Source organism: Mucilaginibacter pallidiroseus (assembly GCF_007846085.1).
GTDB lineage: Bacteria > Bacteroidota > Bacteroidia > Sphingobacteriales > Sphingobacteriaceae > Mucilaginibacter > Mucilaginibacter pallidiroseus.
In genome coordinates this window covers 837,317-857,521 of sequence record NZ_VOEJ01000001.1, presented here as the reverse complement: position 1 = coordinate 857,521, position 20,205 = coordinate 837,317, and the positions used below count along the sequence as shown (strand labels likewise).

Below are 20,205 nucleotides of genomic sequence, written 5' to 3'. Positions count from 1 at the left end.
AATTTAGTGGCTTAAACCCCAGTTAATATTAATGCGTGCCCTGTGGATTTTTGTTTGTTTGCTTGCCCTGCCTATTCTTGCAGTGGCGCAAAGCGGAGTAATTACCGGTAAAGTTATTATGGCCGGTACAAACAACCCGGTAGCGCGTGCCAGTGTATTTTTGAATAACGCAACATTTGGTACCGCAACCGCAGATGATGGTACATTTACCCTGCGTGGAGTTAAGCCCGGCCAATACGACCTTGTGGTAACAACACTTGGCTACGAAGATTATAACCAAAAGGTATTGGTAGGTTCAAAGGGCGTTGATTTAAGCATCCAACTAACCCAAAAGGTGATGATGATGAAAGCGGTGACTATCATCAGCAACGCCGACTGGAAGAAAAACTACGAACAGTTTAAAAAGGAATTTATTGGTGTTGAAGGTAATGCCAAGCAGTGCAAAGTGATAAATCCACGCATACTGGATTTGATATATTACCGGAAAACGCAAACGCTTGAAGCATCGGCCGATGAATTTTTAGTTGTTGAGAACCGCGCTTTGGGCTACCGCACCAAGTTTTTATTGAAGGCATTTAGCAGCAGTAATTTTACTCATGTAATTATGTATGGGGGCAAGGCCTTGTTTGAGGATCTGCCGGGCAGTGCCGAGCAGAAAAAAAAGTGGCAGGAAAAGCGTGACGAAGCTTACTATGGGTCGCGGCAGCATTTTTTAAGGGCACTATATAAAAATCAGTTGGAGCAGGAGGGGTTTGTAATATATAATTTTAGCCGCAACCTTAACCCCAACCGTTATCCCGAGCCGTTGATACAACAAAAGTTAAAGCGTTATACCAACATAAACCGCGACTCGATGAATTATTGGGCAAGGCAATCCGATGTGCCAAAGTGGGCGAATGAAAATGTTATGCGCCCCGCGCTGAAAGCGGCAGATGTATTAAGGCGCACACCCCAGGAAGGGCTTTTTGCAGTTACTTTTCCAAATTACCTTTACGTCACTTATGTAAAAAAGCGTGAGGAAACCTATTTTAAAGATGTGTACCGCCCGTTGGATATGCCCAATTATGAAACAAGCGTAGTTACCCTTTACAGTCCATACTTCGTTTTCGATATGAATGGCACGGTTGTATCAGATAGTCCGTTGTTTGAGGGGACATGGTCAAAGGCCAAACTTGCAGACATGCTGCCTGTAGATTACGAACCCGTTGGTCCCGCTAAAATTGTAAGCGAATAGATACTGTAGCAACGTCATTCCGTTGTAAAATCTAAATTGGCGTAAGTTGATTGATCGGTTGATCGCTGTTGATATAACCTTATAAATGCGTTTATCTATCAAACTTATAATCATTTAAGTTTACAATAAGCAAGTATTTAACATAGGCGGGCAAAGGCTGCAACAATAACAATAATGTACGCGATTGCTTAACTCAGCACAGCAATTGTTACATTTGCCGCATAATTCTCCAAATGAAGTTTATATATCAAACCTGGTGGAAAGTTTTGGCTGTTGTGTTGATTTTTTACACATTGATTGCCGGCTTGCAATTCAGGGTTCCTCGATTAGACATCCTGCACGAAACTATCCGCAATCTATATTTCCACGTACCTATGTGGATGGCTATGCTTTCGGCGTTGGTACTGTCTGTCTTTTTCAGCATACGTTACCTGGCTGGCGGCCGCGAAGAGGATGACCTTGCATCTGTAGAGTGCGTTAATACCGGGATGATATTTTATGTGCTTGGTTTAATAACCGGGATGATATGGGCCAAGTATACATGGGGCGAGTATTGGAGTAATGACCCCAAACAGAATAGTGCGGCAATTGCGTTTTTGCTGTATTGCGCTTACCTGGTGCTGCGTAATTCAATAGATGAAGAACAAAAACGCGCCAAAATATCTGCCATTTACAACATTTTCGCTTTCCCGATTATGATTGTATTACTGTTTGTATTGCCACGCCTTACCGATTCATTACACCCTGGTGGGGCAGGTGGTAACCCCGGCTTTAATAAATATGACCTTGACAGCCACATGCGCGTAGTTTTATACCCTGCGTTTATTGGTTGGAGTTTACTGGCTGTTTGGATTGCCAGTATTCGTTACCGTATACGCTTAATTGAAAACAAACGTCATGACATCAACTAACATGAAGAAGATATTTTTTTTGGCGGCCATGCTGCTTTGTTTTATTACCGTAAATGCACAGGATACCGGCAATGTTGAGATGGCCGATGTATTGCGCAGCTCCGGCAAGATCTACGTTGTAATTACAACTATAGCAATCGTTTTTATTGGCCTTGCGGTTGCGCTCTTTGCTATAGATCGCCGTCTGCGTAAGTTGGAAAAGGAAAATTAAGAAAGCAAAAGGGCCTTGCCATTGTTTAAACAGCACAATGTGTTTTATTGTTAACACATACTTGCTTGCGACTTAACTAATATTTGCATTATTGATAAAAAATGTACCAAATTTGCACTCCTTTTTAGGAGATTAATTATTTACCAATACTAAATTATGAATATCAATAATCCTACTGCAAATCAGGATACCCATTTCTTTGGGGATGTTTGCAAAAACTTTGATCATGCAGCGCAATTTACCAAGCACGATGCTGGCTTGTTAGACCAAATTAAATCATGCAATAGCGTTTACCGTTTCCGTTTCCCTATTCGCAAAGGCAACGGGTTCGAAGTAATTGACGCATGGCGTGTAGAACACTCTCACCACCAGTCGCCAACCAAAGGCGGTATCCGCTACAGCGAAATGGTTAACGAGGATGAAGTTATGGCACTTGCTGCCCTGATGACATATAAGTGTGCCATTGTTAACGTACCGTTTGGAGGTGCAAAGGGTGGTATTAAGATAAACCCTAAAAACTACACCGTGGGCGAGTTGGAAAACATTACCCGCCGTTACACTGTGGAGTTGATCAAAAAGAATTTTATAGGCCCAAGCATTGACGTACCTGCACCGGATTACGGATCGGGCGAGCGTGAAATGAGCTGGATAGCCGACACTTACGCAACCATGAACCCAGGTCAGTTAGATGCACTTGGCGCTGTTACCGGTAAACCGATTGCATTACACGGTATTGCAGGCCGCCGCGAAGCTACCGGCCGTGGCGTGGCAATCGCCGTGCGCGAATGTGTAGGTGTTGCCGAAGACATGCAGAAGCTTGGTTTAACAACCGGCCTTTCTGGTAAAAAAATCATTGTACAGGGTTTGGGTAACGTGGGCTTTTACTCGGCTAAATTCTTGTCGGAGTTTGGCGCGTTGATCGTAGGTATCTGCGAGTTTGAAGGTGCTATTTACAACGAGGATGGTTTGGATGTTGATGCTGTATTTCAGCATCGTAAAGAAACTGGTTCTATTTTAGGTTATGCCGGCGCTAAGCAGGAGTTTGCAAACACGATGGACGGCCTTGAGCAGCCATGTGATATCCTTGTACCTGCTGCTTTAGAGAACCAGATCACTGCAGAAAATGTAGTAAACATCAAAGCAAAGATCATTGCTGAAGGTGCAAACGGACCGACGTCACCGGAAGCCGAAGCTATTTTTTATAGCAATGGTGGTATCATCATTCCGGATATGTATGCAAACGCCGGTGGTGTAACCGTATCATACTTTGAGTGGTTAAAAAACTTAAGCCATGTTGCATTTGGCCGTATGAACCGCCGTTTTGAGGAAAACTCAAACCTGAACCTGGTAAACATGGTAGAAGGTATCACCGGTATTGCACTTACACCAATACAACGTGCAACTATCGTGAAAGGTGCGTCGGAGCTGGAGTTGGTAAATTCAGGTTTGGAAGATACCATGATCCGCTCTTACCACGAGATCCGCGAGATTTTAAAGAACAACCCGAAAGTGGAAACGCTGCGTAATGCGGCTATGGTGGGCGCAATAAATAAGATTGCTGTATCATACCAAAATCTTGGTGTGTGGCCGTGATCGATAGCTAAGCAACCCATGTTATAAATTTGAAAAAGCGCTTCGTAAGAGGCGCTTTTTTATTAATTGAAATATTATATGATTGCTATTACTATCGATAATAATTCTAAATAACATATATCCTTTGTAATAAACATATTTAGCTACACGTTTTGTATTTTTGCATTACGAATAAAAGGGACAAATACGATCAATGAAAAAAAGTTCAATTTTTGGGATTGTAATTATTGCAATAGCTATCGCGGTAATCATCAGCACCTATTCAAATACAAGCACATACGGGTCATTTAAAGACGCCCGCCAAACCAGCAGCGAGTTGCACGTGGTTGGTAAACTTAACAAAGGCAAAGAGTTGTTTTATGATGCCACCAAGGATGCCAATTACTTTTCTTTTTATGTGAAAGATAATAAGGGCGAAGAATGTAAGGTGGTTTTTGCCGGTACCAAACCGCAGGATTTTGAGCGTTCGGAACAAATTGTTTTAACCGGTAAAATGAAGGGGCAGGAGTTTTATGCTTCAAAAATATTGATGAAGTGCCCTTCAAAGTATAACGAGAAGTTAAACGTTACCGAAGCAAACGCTACCAAAAGCGCGAGCCTATAATTAAATTTAATGGATACAGTTTTTAAAGGCGAACACCTTTTACCGGGTAGTATTGGCCAATTTTTTATCGTCCTGGCTTTTGGTTCGGCGTTACTATCATTTATATCATATTTTTTTGCCACCACAACTGCCGATAAAGCCGACAACTGGTGGTTACGACTTGGCCGCATTGGCTATTGGTTAAATACCTTCTCAATTATAGGCATGGGTGTTTGTTTATTCAACATTTTGTACAGCCATTATTTTGAGTATCACTACGCCTGGTCGTACACGTCACGCACCTTGCCATCATATTACATCGTATCAGGTTTCTGGAACGGGCAGGAGGGTGGCTTTTTGCTATGGATGTTTTGGGAAGCAGTTTTAGGTAATATCCTTATCTGGAAAGCCAAATCATGGGAGAAACCGGTAATGACTACGCTTGCGCTATCACAGGTTGTATTGGGCACCATGATATTGGGCCTGCAAATTGGCAGTATGCATATCGGCAGCTCACCGTTTTTGCTTTTGCGCAATGCTATGGAAGCGCCCATCTTCCAAAATCCTAACTACCTTGATTTTATAAAGGACGGTAAGGGCATGAATCCCTCACTGCAAAACTATTGGATGATTATCCACCCGCCGGTGCTGTTCCTGGGTATCGCGTCGCTTGTTATTCCTTTTGCCTACGCTGTAGCCGGCCTGTGGGTTAGGCGTTTTAAAGAGTGGGTGGTGCCTGCTATTCCTTACGCTTTGTTTGGTTGCATGGTGTTGGGTACAGGCGTTATCATGGGTGCGTTTTGGGCTTATGAGTCGCTTAACTTTGGTGGTTTCTGGGCTTGGGATCCAGTAGAGAACGCTTCTATATTTCCGTGGTTATTCCTGGTGGCAGGTGTACATGTGCTTATCGTATTTAAAAATACCGGGCACTCATATTTTACAGCAACGTTTTTAACGTTAATGAGCTTTGTACTGGTTTGGTATTCATCCTTTCTTGCCCGAAGCGGCGTATTAGGCGAAACGTCGGTACATGCCTTTACAGATCTTGGTTTATTTTGGCAACTGGTTGCAGGCTTGTCCATATTTTTCGTGATTACAGTTTACCTATTGGTAACGCGCTGGAAAGAAATGCCGATCACCAAAAAGGACGAGGAAACATATTCGCGGGAGTTTTGGATGTTTGTTGGTGCGGTATTTTTATGCTTGTCATGCTTCCACCTCATCATTGTAACATCAGTGCCGGTATGGAATGCTATGTTCGGAACAAAGCTTGCGCCACCTACCGAGCCCGTTAAACACTATAACGTTATCCAAGCATCTTTTGCAGTAGTTATTGCCTTGCTAAGTGGTTTTACCCAATTCCTGAAATATAAAAAGACAGATGTGCAGCGCTTTTTCATAAGCACAGTTATCTATCTGATTTTTTCTGCTTTAATTACGGCATTGGTAGTTTACGTAACGGGAATTTATAAACTGCACCTGGTATTTGTATTACTGATGTTCTGCTCGATATATTCTGTTGTAGCAAACGCAAAAATTCTTGCGGATGCATTAAAAGGCAGCTTTAAGCTTGCCGGATCGGCAGTTGGGCATATTGGTTTTGGTTTGATACTGGTAGGTGCCCTTATAGCTGCTGGCGCACGCAGCGTGGTATCCATCAACAATACCGGCGAACGTTATAACGAAGAGTTTGCTAAAGATGAAGACCCGCGCGAAAACATATTGCTTTACAAAAACGAACCTGTAAAAATGGGCCAATACACCGTAACGTTTACAGGTGATACCATTGAAGGTGCACAGCATTTGTTTAATATCAATTACCAACGTGTCGAGGGTAACAAAGTAACAGAACAATTTGTATTAAGGCCAAATGTAATCCAGTCGCAAGGTGGCATGTCATCATCCCCAGATACCAAGCACTACCTTTTTCATGACTTGTACACGCATATCACCATGACCAATGTGATTAGCAGTGAGCAGGCAAACCCGGATGCCGACCAGCATGGCCCGGCGGATGATGACAAGAAGTATGATGCACCTATTGCGCATGAAATAGCCGTAGGCGATACCATGCGTTACCGCGATGGTATTATTGTACTTAAAGGGTTGAACAAAAGTGCAAAGATCCAAAGTATCCCGCTTACCGATAAGGACGTGGCAGTAGGCGCGCAATTAGAGATAACCACTAATGGCCGCAAGTACAACAGCGAACCTGTATACCTTATCAAAGGCAAAAGCGTGTTCGACTTTGGAAAAAAACTGGAAGATGCCGGTTTAAAGTTACGATTTACCAAAATATTGCCTGAGAAAGGCAAGGTAGAAATAACCGTTTACCAGCAAAAGGAAAGCGAGAAAAAGTACATTGTAATGAAAGCTTTATCGTTCCCTTACATCAACTTCTTGTGGGCAGGTACAATCATTATGGTGCTTGGCTTCCTGATGTCGATCTTCAGGAGAAACAAAGAAGTCAAAGCGGTATAATCCGATAAATAATATGCTTAGCCCCGGTATCGTCCGGGGTTTTTTATTTGATTTTATTTCCTATCCAAAAGTGTCATTTGGATAGGAAAGACACTTTTAAGAACACATGAAAATTTAAATGTTTAAGGTGAATGTAAACCATGGCCATGATATAGCTGCTAAAGGCTTTGCGGTTATAAACAACGTTTTTACGGCTAATCAAATAAGCGAAATTGAAAAGGCAATTAAAGAGACCGATTGCAGTAAATCTACCTTTCGCAAAACTGATGATCTGTTTGCGATACGGCAATTTTTGAAGGAAGTGCCGACCGCTTGCAAAAGCATTTTTAGCAGTAAGTTTACGCAACTAATTGAGGCGATTTTTGGGAGCGGTTATTTTGTTGTTAAGTCAATTTATTTTGATAAACCGCCCCAGTCAAATTGGTTTGTTGCATGGCATCAGGATCTTACTATTTCTGTAGCCAAACGTAAAAATGTGGCAGGCTACGGCCCCTGGACCGTGAAGCAAAACCAATTTGCGGTACAGCCACCTTTAAATATACTTAAAGATAACTTTACTATTCGTATTCATCTCGATGATGCTGATGAAGGTAACGGCGCTTTAAAAGTGCTACCGGGTTCTCATCTCAAATCTGTTTATCGGCCGGATAGCATTGATTGGTCAGTCGAGAGCGAGATGATATGCCCCGTAATGGCTGGCGGTATCATGATTATGCGCCCTTTGCTGATGCATGCATCAAACAGAACGGTAAATAGTAAGCCACGCAAGGTAATTCATATTGAATTTAGCAGAATTGAATTAGACGGCGGGCTTACATGGTCTGAGCAAATGGAAATGCGTAATTTTGCTGGCAGCTAACCTTTAACAATTATGCAACAGCAAAGCCGTTCGCCTAAACTTAAAACAATACAGATAATCCATCTGGCTCTATTAGCCGGGATGGTATTGTATGTCGCCATAGTGTTTTTTCTAAAGCAAAGTACAGCAGTGAAATTTGATAAGGACGATGTATTTGCATTTATAGTTCCCGTTGTGGCTATTATGGGTGCGTTTGCAAGTTATTTTTTATTTGGCAAAGCGTTGCCACAAGCCCAGCGGCAGCCAAGTGCGCAGGGCAAACTCGTTATCTACCAAACCGCTTTAATAATGCGTTATGCATTTTTAGAGGGGCCGGCGCTTTTTGCAACAACTGTATATTTCTTAACGGGCAACTTTTTATTCCTGGCAATCGCTATAGCTATTATAGCCTACTTTACAACCTTGCGTCCCACAAAAGAAAAACTTACCAACGACCTGTCATTGAATTATGACGATCAGCAGTTGCTTTTTTAGCCGCTATTACAACTTGCGTGCGGGACGGCCATACAGGCTCAATAATTCCACACTGCCTTACTTTTCCACAATGCAGGTAAAGCGCAGGCAATAAATTAAATTAGCAGATTATTATTTATACTACATCCCTTGGCTAAAAGCGAAACCAAAGAAACCCCTTTAATGCAGCAGTACAATGCCATTAAGGCTAAGTACCCCGGTGCTTTACTGCTTTTTCGAGTTGGCGATTTTTACGAAACTTTTGGACAGGATGCTGTAAAGGCTTCCGGTATTTTGGGCATAGTGCTTACACGCTGGGCCAACGGAGCCGCCGCTTATATCGAGTTGGCCGGTTTTCCGCATCACTCGTTAGAAACCTATCTCTCAAAACTGGTTCGCGCTGGTCAACGGGTTGCAATTTGCGATCAGCTTGAAGATCCGAAATCTGTAAAGGGTATCGTGAAACGTGGTGTCACGGAGTTAGTTACACCCGGTGTTGCCGTGAGCGACAATATCTTACAGCAAAAAAGTAATAATTACCTTGCCTCGCTTTATTTTGAAAAGAATAGCATAGGCATTGCCTTAATAGATATTTCCACAGGTGAGTTCCTGACGGCGCAGGGAAGCCATTCTTATATAGATAAATTATTGCAAAGCTATTCGCCCAGCGAAGTTATTTTCCCCAAGAGCCGTCACTCGGACTTTAAGGAATCGTTTGGTGACAGATTTTACACCTATACGCTGGATGAATGGCCTTATAGCGGCGATTACGCTACCGAGACGTTACTTAAACACTTCGGTGTAAAGTCGCTTAAGGGTTTTGGTATTGACAAACTAAACCTGGGTATTGTGGCTGCCGGCGTAGCACTCCACTACCTTAATGAAACTGAGCACCGTAACCTGCAGCATATATCTGCCATTGGCAGGATTGAAGAGGATAGGTATTTATGGCTCGACAGGTTTAGCATACGCAACCTGGAACTGGTTGGCTCGGCAAATGAAAACGCGTTGACACTTGTAGATGTGTTAGACCAAACATGCTCACCAATGGGGGCACGTATGCTGCGCCGCTGGATAGTAATGCCTTTGAAGGAAATTAAGCCCATTAAAGATCGGCTTGGTGTGGTTGAATACCTGATAGCCGAAGAGGAATTACGCGAAACCCTCCAAAACCATCTGAGGCAGATAGGGGACCTGGAAAGACTGATCTCAAAGATAGGCTTACAGCGCGCTAATCCGCGTGAAGTAGCACAATTAAGAAAAGCGCTTATAGCTACTGAAAACATAAAAAAGATTGCCTCGGAAAGCAATAGTGAGCCACTTAAAGCTATAGGTGACCAGCTTAACCCTTGCGTATCTATCTGCGAGCGTATTACCCGTGAGCTGCACCCGGAACCGCCTATTTTAATGGCAAAAGGTTCGGTAATAAATGATGGCATTAACGAGGAGTTGGACAGGCTGCGTAAAATTGCTTTTGGCGGTAAAGGCTATTTGCTTGAGATACAAAAACGGGAAGCTGAATTAACGGGAATACCGTCGCTTAAAGTATCGTTCAATAACGTGTTTGGTTACTACCTTGAGGTAACGCATAGCCATCGTGACAAGGTGCCTACCGAGTGGATACGTAAGCAAACGCTGGTAAACGCCGAGCGTTACATAACGCCTGAGCTAAAAGAATATGAGGAACAAATTTTAGGTGCCGAGGAAAAGATTCTTGCGCTTGAGACCAAGCTGTATAACGATCTGCTGTATGCGCTGGCCGAATATATAAAGCCTGTACAGCTTAATGCAAACCTTATTGCACGCCTTGATGTGCTGCTTAACTTTGCTACCATATCTATTAAAAATTACTATGTTAAGCCTGATGTGAACGACAGCCGTGTGCTGGACATTAAAGGCGGCCGCCACCCCGTTATTGAAAAAAACCTGCCTATAGGCGAGGAATACATTACAAATGATGTGTTCCTGGACTCGGATTCGCAGCAGATCATCATTATAACAGGGCCCAATATGGCGGGTAAGTCGGCGCTGTTAAGGCAAACAGGTTTAATTGTGCTGATGGCCCAGATGGGTTGTTTTGTGCCGGCTAAGGCTGTGTCTGTTGGCCTGGTAGATAAGATTTTCACAAGGGTAGGAGCGTCTGACAACTTATCTTCTGGTGAATCCACATTTATGGTGGAGATGAACGAAACCGCCAGCATCCTCAATAACCTAAGCGATCGCAGCCTTATACTGCTTGATGAAATTGGCCGCGGTACATCAACCTACGATGGTATTTCCATTGCCTGGGCTATTGCCGAGTATTTGCATAACCATCCATCGGCACGGGCAAAAACATTGTTCGCTACGCATTACCACGAACTGAATGAGTTGAGCAACAGCTTCAACAGGATCAAAAATTATAACGTGTCGGTAAAGGAAGTGGGCCAGCAAATCATCTTCTTACGCAAACTAGTACCTGGCGGAAGCGAGCATAGCTTTGGTATCCATGTGGCTAAACTGGCGGGTATGCCGGGAAAAGTATTGTCGCGCGCTAATGAAATACTCAAGAAGCTCGAAAATGAACGTACCGGTGGCGAGCACATCAAAGAGAGCATTCGTAAAGTGCAGAAGCAAGCAGTGCAAATGCAGATGTTCTCTATAGACGACCCGGTGCTTGTGAAAATTCGCGATACCCTTAATAACCTTGATGTAAATACCCTTACCCCGGTAGAGGCTTTGATGAAATTGGATGAAATACAGCGGGTTATTAAGAGCTGATTGAAGTAATTAGTGAATTACATTGATGATCTGAAATAATTTGCATCTATTTTCCATTATTTTAACTTAAGTGAAAAACCATTCGTTTTTTGCGGCTGATATTTGATCTATCAAATCACTTAAGATTTTAAATCATGGAATCAACTTATAAGTCGAACACGGCCATATCAGGGCCAACCGCTGCAACCGCAAACTCACTACGCAATCTGTACTTCATTAGGGCTGCCTTCTCTATAACGTGGGTAATCCTCGTGGCCTTGTTCAGCAAAACATCACCCGGTTTCGCGAGCATTTTACTAATCATTTATCCGGCATGGGATATAGTAGGTACATTTCTGGATATTCGCGCTAACCCAAATGCTCTTTCTAAGACGCCGCAATATATTAATGTTGCCATAAGCACAATTACAACTATAGCTGTTGCCATTGCGCTGCAAACCGGCGTTCCGCAAGCGTTAATTGTCTTTGGAGCCTGGGCGATATTAACGGGACTTATCCAACTTATATTGGGTTTAAACCGCAAAAAAATATTGGGTGGGCAGTGGCCCATGATAATCAGCGGCGGCCAGTCAATGCTGGGCGGAACGTCTTTTATAGTGCTCGCCAACGACCCGACGAAAGGTATTGGCAGCCTTGCGGGGTACGCAGCATTTGGGGCATTTTATTACTTATTATCGGCTTTTCGTCTAAACAAAAGCGCTGCTAAAACCACTGCAAATAATTAGTAGGTGTTGGGATAGGGAATTTACAAAAAATTGTCTATCCCAAATTATCGTTGTATTCGCTTTCGTATTCTGCTCAACGACGGGTTAGTGATGCCCAGATAAGACGATATATGATACGCTGGGATACGTTCAATGATATTGGGATGCTTATCAAGCAACCTTAAATAACGCTCCTCATGGGAAAAGAATAAGAGTTCTTCGGCACGCGATTGTGAGTAGGCAAAAAATAGTTCGGCAAGCAGCCTGCCAAATTTCGCCCAGCTTTTATTAGCATCGTATAGTCCCGTTAAATCAGCATGGGAGATAAAGAAGATTTCGCAGTCCTCCATTGCTTCGATAAAATAATGACAAGGGAAACGGGCTATAAAACTCCTAAAAGATACTACGAATTGGTTTTCAGTAAAGAAGAATACATTTTTTTCTTCGCCACTTTGTTCATCGCGGTAGTAAATCCGGAATATGCCCTTAACTACCAAGCCAAGATCGTTACAAACCATACTTTGCATGTTAAAAAAGTCGCCTTTTTTCATTCGCCGTGCTTTCCAGTAAGGCTGGCTTTCAACAATATCGTTATCTGTTAATTGGGCAAAACCTTTGAGGTGGTCATAAAGGATATCAAACTTCGCTGTCATTGATTGATGCTTCAATTATGAAATGTTACAGCATCAAATTTCGATAATACAATTCATGTTATTTTTAACCTTAGTTAAAATGATGCTACGGCGACAGGAGATTTGTCAGGCGGGCAAAAAAAAAGCCCCATAAGGGGCTTTTACAGACTATCATAAATTTTCGCCACCCGGGCCTTGCCCTTTGTTGGACGATGATTGATTTGTTGGGTTTTCTAATTCTGGTGTATCGTTCGGCGTTTCTTCCTGTTCGTTGTTTTCCGAGCCATCGTCGGCAACACCATTGGCAACTGTTTCCGGTGTTACGGTTGGTATCTCTTTAGCCAGGTCGTTATCTTCCTGTTTTAACGTATCATTATTAACGTTTGCAATATTTCCGGCTGTATCGAGATTTTGGCCCTGGTTGTTGGCTCTGTCAAATCCTTCTGGTTTGTTTTCCATGGTAGTATATGTTTAGATGTGTGTAAAATGATTAATCTGCTGCGCTAACAAATGCAATGGCCTCATTAAGCTCTGCAATTGCAAAGCCCTTTGATTTACCGGGAACAAATAAGCGGAATGCGTCCGAAAACCATTGCACACCTTTTTGGTCGCTCACAACAGCAATCCTGTTCCACTTGGTAAAGTTCTTTAAGCCCATCTTTACATCGTCCCACCAGGCACCGGCGGTCCAGTTTTGTACGTCAGTTTCCAAAACAAGCAGGTAGTTTATTTCACCTTGTCGGGCTACTAACTCGTCAATCTTAGGCAGCAAAACAGACTCCATATCTTGCTTGGTAACTTCGCCGGTAGCATGTATACCCACAACGTGTTGTGGTAAATCTTTAATGAACTGTAGCATATTGTTAGTTTACAGTATAACCTAAAAAACCGTACCAATTATAGTTACCGTAGTATTTTATATAAAATTACGTCTCCGGTGCACAGAGGGTACTGAGGCCTGTACTTAAAACAAATCGCATATCGTTATCTTTGTGTCAGCAATGCAAGTTAACCGTTTGGCATATTCTCAGTTTATAAAAAATGAAGCCCAAAAACTTGGGTTTTTGTTTTGTGGAATATCGCAGGCTGGCTTTTTAGAAGAGGAGGCACCAAGGCTGGAGAGCTGGCTAAATAAAAACATGCATGGTGAAATGCGCTACATGGAAAACCACTTTGATAAGCGCCTCGATCCGCGTTTGCTGGTAGATGGAGCGAAGTCGGTTATATCCGTTGGATTAAATTACTATAACGATCAGCTACAGCTTGATCCATCGGCGCCAAAAATATCTAAGTATGCATATGGTGCTGATTATCACTTTGTTATTAAAGACAAGTTAAAGCAGTTACTAGATGTTATTAATGAGCAGATAGGTGAGGTGGGCGGCCGTGCTTTTGTGGATTCGGCACCGGTGCTTGACAAAGCTTGGGCGAAAAAAGCGGGATTAGGTTGGATAGGCAAAAACGCCAACCTCATCAGTAAAAAAACAGGTTCGTTCTTTTTCCTGGCCGAGTTGATAGTTGATATAGAGCTTGAATATGATATCGAACCGACTGCCGACCACTGTGGCAGTTGTACCCGTTGCATCGATGCTTGCCCTACAAATGCTATTGTTGGCCCGTACATTGTTGACGGCAGCCGCTGCATATCATACCTTACCATCGAGCTGAAGAACGAGATTCCACAGGAATTTAAGGGCAAAATGGATAACTGGATGTTTGGCTGTGATATTTGCCAGGACGTTTGCCCCTGGAATCGTTTTTCGGTTTTGCACCAGGAACCTGCATTTAAGCCTCATCCCGAATTGCATGGTATAAAGCGTGCAGATTGGGAAGAAATAACTGATGATGTATTCAAGAAGGTATTTAAAAACTCGGCAGTTAAACGTACCAAACTGGAGGGGTTGAAAAGGAATATAGATTTTTTGAAACCAATAAATTGATTTACTTCATACGTCGTAAATAAAAAAAGCAGGTGACATTTACATATCGCCTGCTCTTATGAAGCTAAAAAGTCTTTTATATTTTGCCAAACTTCATTGCCAGTTGCTGTAGCATGTCGCCATCAACGGGCTTAGCAGGTTCTTCCTTCTTTTTAAAAGGTTTATTTGGTTGGTTATTTATTTGCGGGCTACTTTTGGGCGCATTGTTATTTAACGTGGGTTTAGGCGCTTGCTGTGGTTGTGCAGCACGATTTTGCTGGCGTTCCGCATTTTTCTTCGCATTCCAGCGTTTGTAAATTTCGTCAAGCTTGCGTTTGGTATATAGGGGGAAATCACCCTGCATCATCCACGAGTAATAGCTTGGCTCTGCATTTAAAACATCTTCTACGCGTTTGCCTTTGTGCTTGCCAAAGTTAATGCACTCTTCACCATCCTCATTATAAACCATTCTGCCTGCAAAATCTACGGGGCGGCTAAGGTTGGTAAATTTATGTAGCGCTTCTACATCGCCTACCACAGGTATGCTTCTGTTACCTTTTTTATCTTCCCATTCAGTTTCGGCATAACGCTCAATTTGGGCAAGCAACACTTCCATAGTTGCCCTGGTGTCTGCCTCGGCCGAGTGCGCGTTTATAATTTGTTTATCGCAATAAAACTGATATGCAGCTTTTAATGTACGCTGTTCCATCTGATGAAAAATGTTCTGCACATCCACAAAATGCCTGCTCTCCAAATCAAAGTTTACGCCTGCGCGTAAAAACTCTTCCATTAGCATGGGTATATCAAACTTGTTGGAATTGTACCCCGCCAGGTCGGCATCGCCAATAAATGCTGCAATTTCTTCTGCAATCTCCTTAAAACTCTTTTCGTTTTGCACGTGCTCTTCATAAATGCCATGCACTAATGATGATTCGAGCGGAATAGGCATGCCTGGGTTAACGCGAAGCGTTTTAGCCTCATCGGTACCATCCGGGTGCAGTTTTATAACAGATATTTCAACTATCCTGTCCGAACCAATATTTGTACCGGTAGTTTCAAGGTCGAAAAATGCAAGAGGGCGCTTTAAAATAAGTTTCATTTTGTATGATCAGAGTGCAAAGGTGGGCAAATTATCAAATAGTTTAAGTATTATTTTTTTTCTTTAAATTAAAGAGATTGTATAAATTTAAACCTCCTAATTAAGGTCACAATTATATGATTAAACGCTTACTATTGCTGTTAATTGCACTTTCCTGTGCAGCTATTTCTAACGCTCAAAAATTTCCTTATGGCCAGTTTACAGTTGAAGAACTTAATATGCCGAGGTATAACAATGATACATCGGCACATGCTGTTGTGCTGAACGAATTTGGAGAAACCCGCCTTGACGTAACGTCGAACGACAGAATTAAAGTGATTTTTGATTACCATGTCAAAATCAAAATTTTTGATAACAAGGGTTTTGAGAAGGGTACGGTTGCAATTCCATTCTACACAGAAAGTGATGATTCGGAAGATGTTGAGGAAATCAAGGCTATAATTACTTACAAAGATGAACAGGGAAGCGTTAAGCAGGCTGAGCTTGACCCCGGTAAGATTGTACGCGTAAAAGAAAACAAATACTGGAGCGAAGTGCGCTTCGCTATACCTAATTTGCGTGCCGGCTGCGTAATCGAATATTCGTACAGGCATTTAACCCCATATTTTAGCAAGTTCCCATCATGGAATTTTCAGGACGATATTCCAAAGGTACGGTCTCAATATGAAGTTCACATCCCGGCATTTTGGTCATACAATGCTGCATTAAAGGGCTTTTTAAAGTTAACCAGAAACGAATCCAAAGTTGAGAGGGCATGCTTTACCTCGCACGGAGCCAGTTGCGATTGTTCATACTTAACATTTGGTATCGACAATATTCCTGCCTTTATTGAAGAGGATTATATGACCGCACCCAGAAATTATATTTCAAATATCAGTTTTACACTTTCTGAATATACCAACCCGTATACGGGCGTAAAGATCAAGGTAGCAAGAGACTGGCGGGATGTTGATTACAACCTTAAAAAGGCAGATTACTTTGGTTCACAAATACGGCGAAAGGATATATTTAAAGAGCAGCTAACACCTTTACTTGCAGGTAAGCAAACACAAATTGACAAGGCCAAAGCTGTTTATGCTTTTATTCAAAGCAATATCAAGTGGAACGACATGAACTCGCGTGGAAGTGACGATGGCATAAAAAAGGCATTGGACAAGCATTCCGGTAACGTAGCCGATATTAACCTGGCGCTTATAAATGCCCTGAATACAGCCGGCGTTACAGTTGAGCCAATGTTATTGTCAACCAGGGTAAATGGGTTGATAAATAAGCTATATCCTGTGGAAACAGATTTTAATTACGTTATAGCGCGTGCAATTGTTGAAAAGGATACGTTCCTGCTTGATGCAACAGACCCGCTAATGTCCTTTGGAATGTTACCCTTGCGTGCAATAAATGACGAGGGACGTATTATGCACCCTGACAGGCCTTCCTATTGGGCAAAAATTCAGACAAATCAACGTAAGTCTTCTACAACATCGTTCAATCTTACTTTGCAGCCCAATGGAAAACTAACCGGCACAGTAACCATGTATTCGTCAGGATTTGATGGGTACGAAAAGCGTAAGGCGATCAAAAAATTTAATACGACTGACGAGTATATCGAGAACCTGGACGAGCGATTAAACAAGATTAAAATTGTTAAGGCCGCGGTTAATAATATTGACAGTCTTGATAAAACGCTGGTTGAGCAATACGATATCGAGATAGATGCCTTTGACAACCTCAATCATAACAGGCTATCATTAAACCCTTATATATTCGACAGGTTGGCAAGTAATCCTTTCAAGTTAGATGACAGGAACTACCCGGTTGATTGGGGCATGCCTACTGATAGGAGAGTGGTGATCAACGTGAGCCTGCCGGATGGTTATGTGATAGAATCGTCACCAACTGATCTGTCGCTTGGTTTACCTAACAAAGGTGGCCTATATATTACCAATTTTGCAGGTAATGGCAACAAATTTACCTTTTCAAACATAATGCAATTCAATAAATCAATTTATTACCCCGAAGAGTATCCGTATTTGAAAGAGATGTACAACCGCATTATAACTGCTCAAAAAGGCGAAATAGTATTTAAAAAGAAATGATGAAGTTTTTTTTGGCATCAGTATTTGCGTTAGTTGGTTTTAGCGCCGTTGCCCAACAAAATTATGCCGTGAGTTCAGTGCCTAAAGACTTGTTACCATATGCCAGTTCCGTTATACGCAACGAGGAGGTAACATATAAGGTGCTTGATCTTGACAATGTTGTTTACCACCTTAAAAAAGCGGTAACTGTATTTAATAAAAACGGCGATGACGCAGCGCAAATAGATATCGGTTACGATAAAAGAACATCTGTTAAATATGTTAGGGGTTTTGTATTTAATGAGTTTGGTCAACAAACTAATAAATTTACACTTAAGGAATTTAAGGATTACGCAGCAATAAGTAACTCATCATTATTTGAAGATAACAGGATTAAGCATTATGAGCCTGTAAACGCTGGATACCCATATACGGTTGAATACGAGTATGAAGTGAGCTATCGCGAATCGATAAACTTGCGCAGCTGGCTGCCGGTGGAGTCCGTTAACCAGGCAGTTGAAAAAAGCAGTTTTACGCTAATACACAAGCCAGACCTGACCATACGTTACAAGCAAATAAATCTCGCCGAAAAGCCGGTTATCATTACAGATGACAAAGGTTTTAAACTTACCACATGGCAGATAAACGACTCAAAAGCACTGAAGGATGAGCCTTACAGCCCAAATTGGCGCGAATACCTACCAAGACTTTTACTCGCACCGAATGAATTTTTATATGGAAATATAAGAGGCGGTTTTTCGGATTGGAACGGCATGGGCCGCTTTGTAAATACTAAATTACTTGCAGGACGCGACCGCATTTCTCCCGAAACAACATCTGCAATAAAAGCCTTGACTGAGAATATCACCGATGAGCGCCTTAAAGCCAGGAAGATCTACGAATACATGCAGCAGAAAACGCATTATATAAGTGTGCAGGTTGGGGTAGGCGGCTATCAGCCATTTTTAGCATCAGATGTAGATAAGCTCAATTACGGCGATTGCAAGGCGCTTGTAAATTACACGGCGGCCTTATTGAAGGTTGCCGATATTCCTTCTTACTACTGCATTGTAAAGTCTGGCGATGAAAAGGTAAGTCTGCTTACTGATTTTGCCAGTATGAGCCAGGCAGATCACGCTATACTATGTATTCCGCTAAAAAATGATACAGCTTGGGTTGACTGTACAAGCCAGAAAATGCCATTTGGTTATTTGGGCAGCTTTACGGCGGATAGGTTAGTACTTGCCTGCACGCCCGAGGGTGGTAAGCTAATGCGTACTCCTAAGTATAACGCTGCAACAAACCTGCAGGTTGCAAAAGGTTTATTTGCTATTGACAGTGCGGGCGTTTTAAGGGGGAATTTGACTACCACACTTAATGGTTTGCAATATGATAACGACGAAGGCTTAATTGGTGAAACAACGGGAGAGCAGGCAAAACTATTGCAAAAGCGTTACAGCAATATCAGCAACTTATATGTGCAGGGTTTTGATATCAAGCAGGACAAAGGTGATGCTCCTGCCACCACAGAAAATTTAAAAATTGAGGCGGTTAACTTTGCAAGCACTGATAACGGAAAATTGTATTTTTCAATAAATCCTGTAAACCGCATTAACAGGGCACCACGCGATGTTAGGAACAGGGCAACTAATGTTTGTATAACAACAGGTTATACCGACGAGGATGAACTTGTATACATACTGCCTGCAAACTACAAGAGTGACCATAATCTGCTGAACGTGAACATTGATAAACCTTTTGGGAAGTTTAGGGCCAGTATGACTATTAACGGCAACAAACTTACCTACAAACGTTACATGCAGGTTATCGATGGAACTTACAAAAAAGAGTTATACCGGGATTTGGTTGATTTTTACCAAGCAGCTGTAGATGCTGATAATTATAATGCAACGCTGATAAAGCTATAGCTCAACTAAAGATTATAATACCGAGTATAATGCCGACTATCATGATGAGATAAAGCAGTATTTCGTTACCTGCAAAACGCTTATACTTGGTCCAGAAAGAGTAGTCGGCTTTGGGTTTTGACATTGTGCAAAATTATCAAATAAGGTAGCTAAAAGCTAATTAAGGGTTGGTTTAATTTGTTGTAGAGTGATCAGTTACGGATCCGGCCCTTGAAAAGTACTGATATATGCCGCGGTCATGAAGGCGCACTACTATAACGCCCTTGCGGGTGCTTGCATGTACAATGTAACCGTTTTGCAGGTAAACACCCACATGGCTAAACTGCCTGCCGTCGAAGTCAAAAAAAACAAGGTCGCCTTCTTTCAGTTCGTCCTCGTATTTTCGTTTAACCGCGTTGGCCTGCTGGGCCGTTGTGCGTGGTACGGGTTGGTCATAAACCTGTAGCTGCAGTAAAGATACCAGGCCAGAACAATCCACGCCTTCCTTATCCATGCCGCCAAAGCGATAAGGCACGCCCAGCCATTCTTCAATAAAAGTATATAACCTGCCGTTTTGTATATCGTTGCGTTTAACCTGCATTATTGTAGCATACTTGTCGGCAATCTCCTTATCCGGTTTTACCATCACATACGGGCCGCGCTGTTTGGCCAGCATATCGTTCACCGCATCGGCAGTAGGGCGTTGTGTTAGTTTGCGCGAATGACAAGCCGATAGCAAAACTGTGGCCGTAATTAAAAAAAATATCTGCTTCAAATAAAGTCGTTG

Annotated in this window: 19 protein-coding genes; 13 read left to right on the top strand and 6 right to left on the bottom strand. The window is 42.3% G+C overall.

Annotated elements, in window-relative coordinates; translation table 11 throughout:
* Positions 1 to 31 precede the first annotated feature (31 nt).
* The 10 genes from FPZ43_RS03760 (at position 32) to FPZ43_RS03715 (ending at position 11,810) form a co-directional block, all read left to right on the top strand.
* On the top strand, positions 32 to 1,234 hold the full coding sequence (locus FPZ43_RS03760) for a carboxypeptidase-like regulatory domain-containing protein (RefSeq protein WP_146380494.1): 1,203 nt from the start codon (positions 32 to 34) through the stop codon (positions 1,232 to 1,234).
* Positions 1,235 to 1,467: 233 nt separating this feature from the next.
* Positions 1,468 to 2,145 carry a cytochrome c biogenesis protein gene (locus FPZ43_RS03755; RefSeq protein ID WP_391563956.1) on the top strand — a complete coding sequence of 226 codons (678 nt, stop codon included), beginning with the start codon at positions 1,468 to 1,470 and terminating at the stop codon, positions 2,143 to 2,145.
* Positions 2,132 to 2,356 (top strand): CcmD family protein, encoded by a 225-nt coding sequence (locus tag FPZ43_RS03750; protein ID WP_261380977.1) that lies wholly within the window; start codon positions 2,132 to 2,134, stop codon positions 2,354 to 2,356. Before FPZ43_RS03755 ends, FPZ43_RS03750 begins: the two co-directional genes overlap by 14 nt.
* A gap of 156 nt (positions 2,357 to 2,512) precedes the next feature.
* A complete protein-coding gene (locus FPZ43_RS03745; RefSeq protein WP_146380493.1) occupies positions 2,513 to 3,949 on the top strand; it encodes a Glu/Leu/Phe/Val family dehydrogenase in 1,437 nt (478 codons plus the stop codon).
* A gap of 193 nt (positions 3,950 to 4,142) precedes the next feature.
* On the top strand, positions 4,143 to 4,553 hold the full coding sequence (locus FPZ43_RS03740) for a cytochrome c maturation protein CcmE domain-containing protein (protein WP_146380492.1): 411 nt from the start codon (positions 4,143 to 4,145) through the stop codon (positions 4,551 to 4,553).
* Between the two features lie 9 nt (positions 4,554 to 4,562).
* On the top strand, positions 4,563 to 7,013 hold the full coding sequence (gene ccsA / locus FPZ43_RS03735) for a cytochrome c biogenesis protein CcsA (RefSeq protein ID WP_146380491.1): 2,451 nt from the start codon (positions 4,563 to 4,565) through the stop codon (positions 7,011 to 7,013).
* Between the two features lie 118 nt (positions 7,014 to 7,131).
* On the top strand, positions 7,132 to 7,872 hold the full coding sequence (locus FPZ43_RS03730; protein ID WP_146380490.1) for a phytanoyl-CoA dioxygenase family protein: 741 nt from the start codon (positions 7,132 to 7,134) through the stop codon (positions 7,870 to 7,872).
* Between the two features lie 12 nt (positions 7,873 to 7,884).
* Positions 7,885 to 8,346, top strand: coding sequence for an ATP synthase F0 subunit C (locus tag FPZ43_RS03725; RefSeq protein WP_146380489.1), 462 nt, complete (start codon positions 7,885 to 7,887; stop codon positions 8,344 to 8,346).
* Positions 8,347 to 8,475: 129 nt separating this feature from the next.
* Positions 8,476 to 11,085 (top strand): DNA mismatch repair protein MutS, encoded by a 2,610-nt coding sequence (mutS, locus tag FPZ43_RS03720; protein WP_146380488.1) that lies wholly within the window; start codon positions 8,476 to 8,478, stop codon positions 11,083 to 11,085.
* 134 nt (positions 11,086 to 11,219) lie between these two features.
* On the top strand, positions 11,220 to 11,810 hold the full coding sequence (locus FPZ43_RS03715) for a hypothetical protein (RefSeq protein ID WP_146380487.1): 591 nt from the start codon (positions 11,220 to 11,222) through the stop codon (positions 11,808 to 11,810).
* A 44-nt stretch (positions 11,811 to 11,854) separates the two neighbouring features.
* Here FPZ43_RS03715 and FPZ43_RS03710 read toward each other — a convergent pair whose 3' ends face one another.
* The 3 genes from FPZ43_RS03710 to FPZ43_RS03700 form a co-directional block, all read right to left on the bottom strand.
* Positions 11,855 to 12,442: a Crp/Fnr family transcriptional regulator gene (locus FPZ43_RS03710; protein WP_146380486.1), complete on the bottom strand. Its 588-nt coding sequence runs from the start codon at positions 12,440 to 12,442 to the stop codon at positions 11,855 to 11,857.
* Between the two features lie 150 nt (positions 12,443 to 12,592).
* Entirely contained in the window at positions 12,593 to 12,880 is a 288-nt protein-coding gene (locus FPZ43_RS03705) for a hypothetical protein (protein ID WP_146380485.1), read from the bottom strand.
* A gap of 31 nt (positions 12,881 to 12,911) precedes the next feature.
* Complete coding sequence (locus FPZ43_RS03700) at positions 12,912 to 13,280, bottom strand: SpoIIAA family protein (RefSeq protein WP_146380484.1); 369 nt, start codon at positions 13,278 to 13,280, stop codon at positions 12,912 to 12,914.
* 142 nt (positions 13,281 to 13,422) lie between these two features.
* Between FPZ43_RS03700 and queG the strand changes: the two genes are divergently transcribed.
* Entirely contained in the window at positions 13,423 to 14,361 is a 939-nt protein-coding gene (queG, locus tag FPZ43_RS03695; protein WP_146380483.1) for a tRNA epoxyqueuosine(34) reductase QueG, read from the top strand.
* Positions 14,362 to 14,437: 76 nt separating this feature from the next.
* Here the strand turns inward: queG and FPZ43_RS03690 are convergent, their stop codons facing one another.
* Entirely contained in the window at positions 14,438 to 15,439 is a 1,002-nt protein-coding gene (locus FPZ43_RS03690; protein WP_146380482.1) for a 3'-5' exonuclease, read from the bottom strand.
* A gap of 116 nt (positions 15,440 to 15,555) precedes the next feature.
* On the opposite strand from FPZ43_RS03690, the gene FPZ43_RS03685 reads away from it, so the two are divergent.
* Complete coding sequence (locus tag FPZ43_RS03685) at positions 15,556 to 17,532, top strand: DUF3857 domain-containing protein (protein WP_146380481.1); 1,977 nt, start codon at positions 15,556 to 15,558, stop codon at positions 17,530 to 17,532.
* A complete protein-coding gene (locus FPZ43_RS03680) occupies positions 17,529 to 19,439 on the top strand; it encodes a DUF3857 domain-containing protein (protein ID WP_146380480.1) in 1,911 nt (636 codons plus the stop codon). Before FPZ43_RS03685 ends, FPZ43_RS03680 begins: the two co-directional genes overlap by 4 nt.
* A 1-nt stretch (position 19,440) precedes the next feature.
* On the opposite strand, the gene FPZ43_RS19480 is transcribed toward FPZ43_RS03680, so the two are convergent.
* Positions 19,441 to 19,563, bottom strand: coding sequence for a hypothetical protein (locus FPZ43_RS19480; protein WP_261380976.1), 123 nt, complete (start codon positions 19,561 to 19,563; stop codon positions 19,441 to 19,443).
* A gap of 48 nt (positions 19,564 to 19,611) precedes the next feature.
* Complete coding sequence (locus FPZ43_RS03675) at positions 19,612 to 20,193, bottom strand: C40 family peptidase (protein WP_261380975.1); 582 nt, start codon at positions 20,191 to 20,193, stop codon at positions 19,612 to 19,614.
* Positions 20,194 to 20,205 lie beyond the last annotated feature (12 nt).

Bases quoted from the DNA above. Each gene is read 5' to 3' on its own strand.
- FPZ43_RS03760 (WP_146380494.1), top strand. From the start codon at position 32: ATGCGTGCCCTGTGGATTTTTGTTTGTTTGCTTGCCCTGCCTATTCTT.
- FPZ43_RS03755 (WP_391563956.1), top strand. From the start codon at position 1,468: ATGAAGTTTATATATCAAACCTGGTGGAAAGTTTTGGCTGTTGTGTTG.
- FPZ43_RS03750 (WP_261380977.1), top strand. From the start codon at position 2,132: ATGACATCAACTAACATGAAGAAGATATTTTTTTTGGCGGCCATGCTG.
- FPZ43_RS03745 (WP_146380493.1), top strand. From the start codon at position 2,513: ATGAATATCAATAATCCTACTGCAAATCAGGATACCCATTTCTTTGGG.
- FPZ43_RS03740 (WP_146380492.1), top strand. From the start codon at position 4,143: ATGAAAAAAAGTTCAATTTTTGGGATTGTAATTATTGCAATAGCTATC.
- ccsA (WP_146380491.1), top strand. From the start codon at position 4,563: ATGGATACAGTTTTTAAAGGCGAACACCTTTTACCGGGTAGTATTGGC.
- FPZ43_RS03730 (WP_146380490.1), top strand. From the start codon at position 7,132: ATGTTTAAGGTGAATGTAAACCATGGCCATGATATAGCTGCTAAAGGC.
- FPZ43_RS03725 (WP_146380489.1), top strand. From the start codon at position 7,885: ATGCAACAGCAAAGCCGTTCGCCTAAACTTAAAACAATACAGATAATC.
- FPZ43_RS03715 (WP_146380487.1), top strand. From the start codon at position 11,220: ATGGAATCAACTTATAAGTCGAACACGGCCATATCAGGGCCAACCGCT.
- FPZ43_RS03710 (WP_146380486.1), bottom strand. From the start codon at position 12,442: ATGACAGCGAAGTTTGATATCCTTTATGACCACCTCAAAGGTTTTGCC.
- FPZ43_RS03705 (WP_146380485.1), bottom strand. From the start codon at position 12,880: ATGGAAAACAAACCAGAAGGATTTGACAGAGCCAACAACCAGGGCCAA.
- FPZ43_RS03700 (WP_146380484.1), bottom strand. From the start codon at position 13,280: ATGCTACAGTTCATTAAAGATTTACCACAACACGTTGTGGGTATACAT.
- queG (WP_146380483.1), top strand. From the start codon at position 13,423: ATGCAAGTTAACCGTTTGGCATATTCTCAGTTTATAAAAAATGAAGCC.
- FPZ43_RS03690 (WP_146380482.1), bottom strand. From the start codon at position 15,439: ATGAAACTTATTTTAAAGCGCCCTCTTGCATTTTTCGACCTTGAAACT.
- FPZ43_RS03685 (WP_146380481.1), top strand. From the start codon at position 15,556: ATGATTAAACGCTTACTATTGCTGTTAATTGCACTTTCCTGTGCAGCT.
- FPZ43_RS03680 (WP_146380480.1), top strand. From the start codon at position 17,529: ATGATGAAGTTTTTTTTGGCATCAGTATTTGCGTTAGTTGGTTTTAGC.
- FPZ43_RS19480 (WP_261380976.1), bottom strand. From the start codon at position 19,563: ATGTCAAAACCCAAAGCCGACTACTCTTTCTGGACCAAGTATAAGCGT.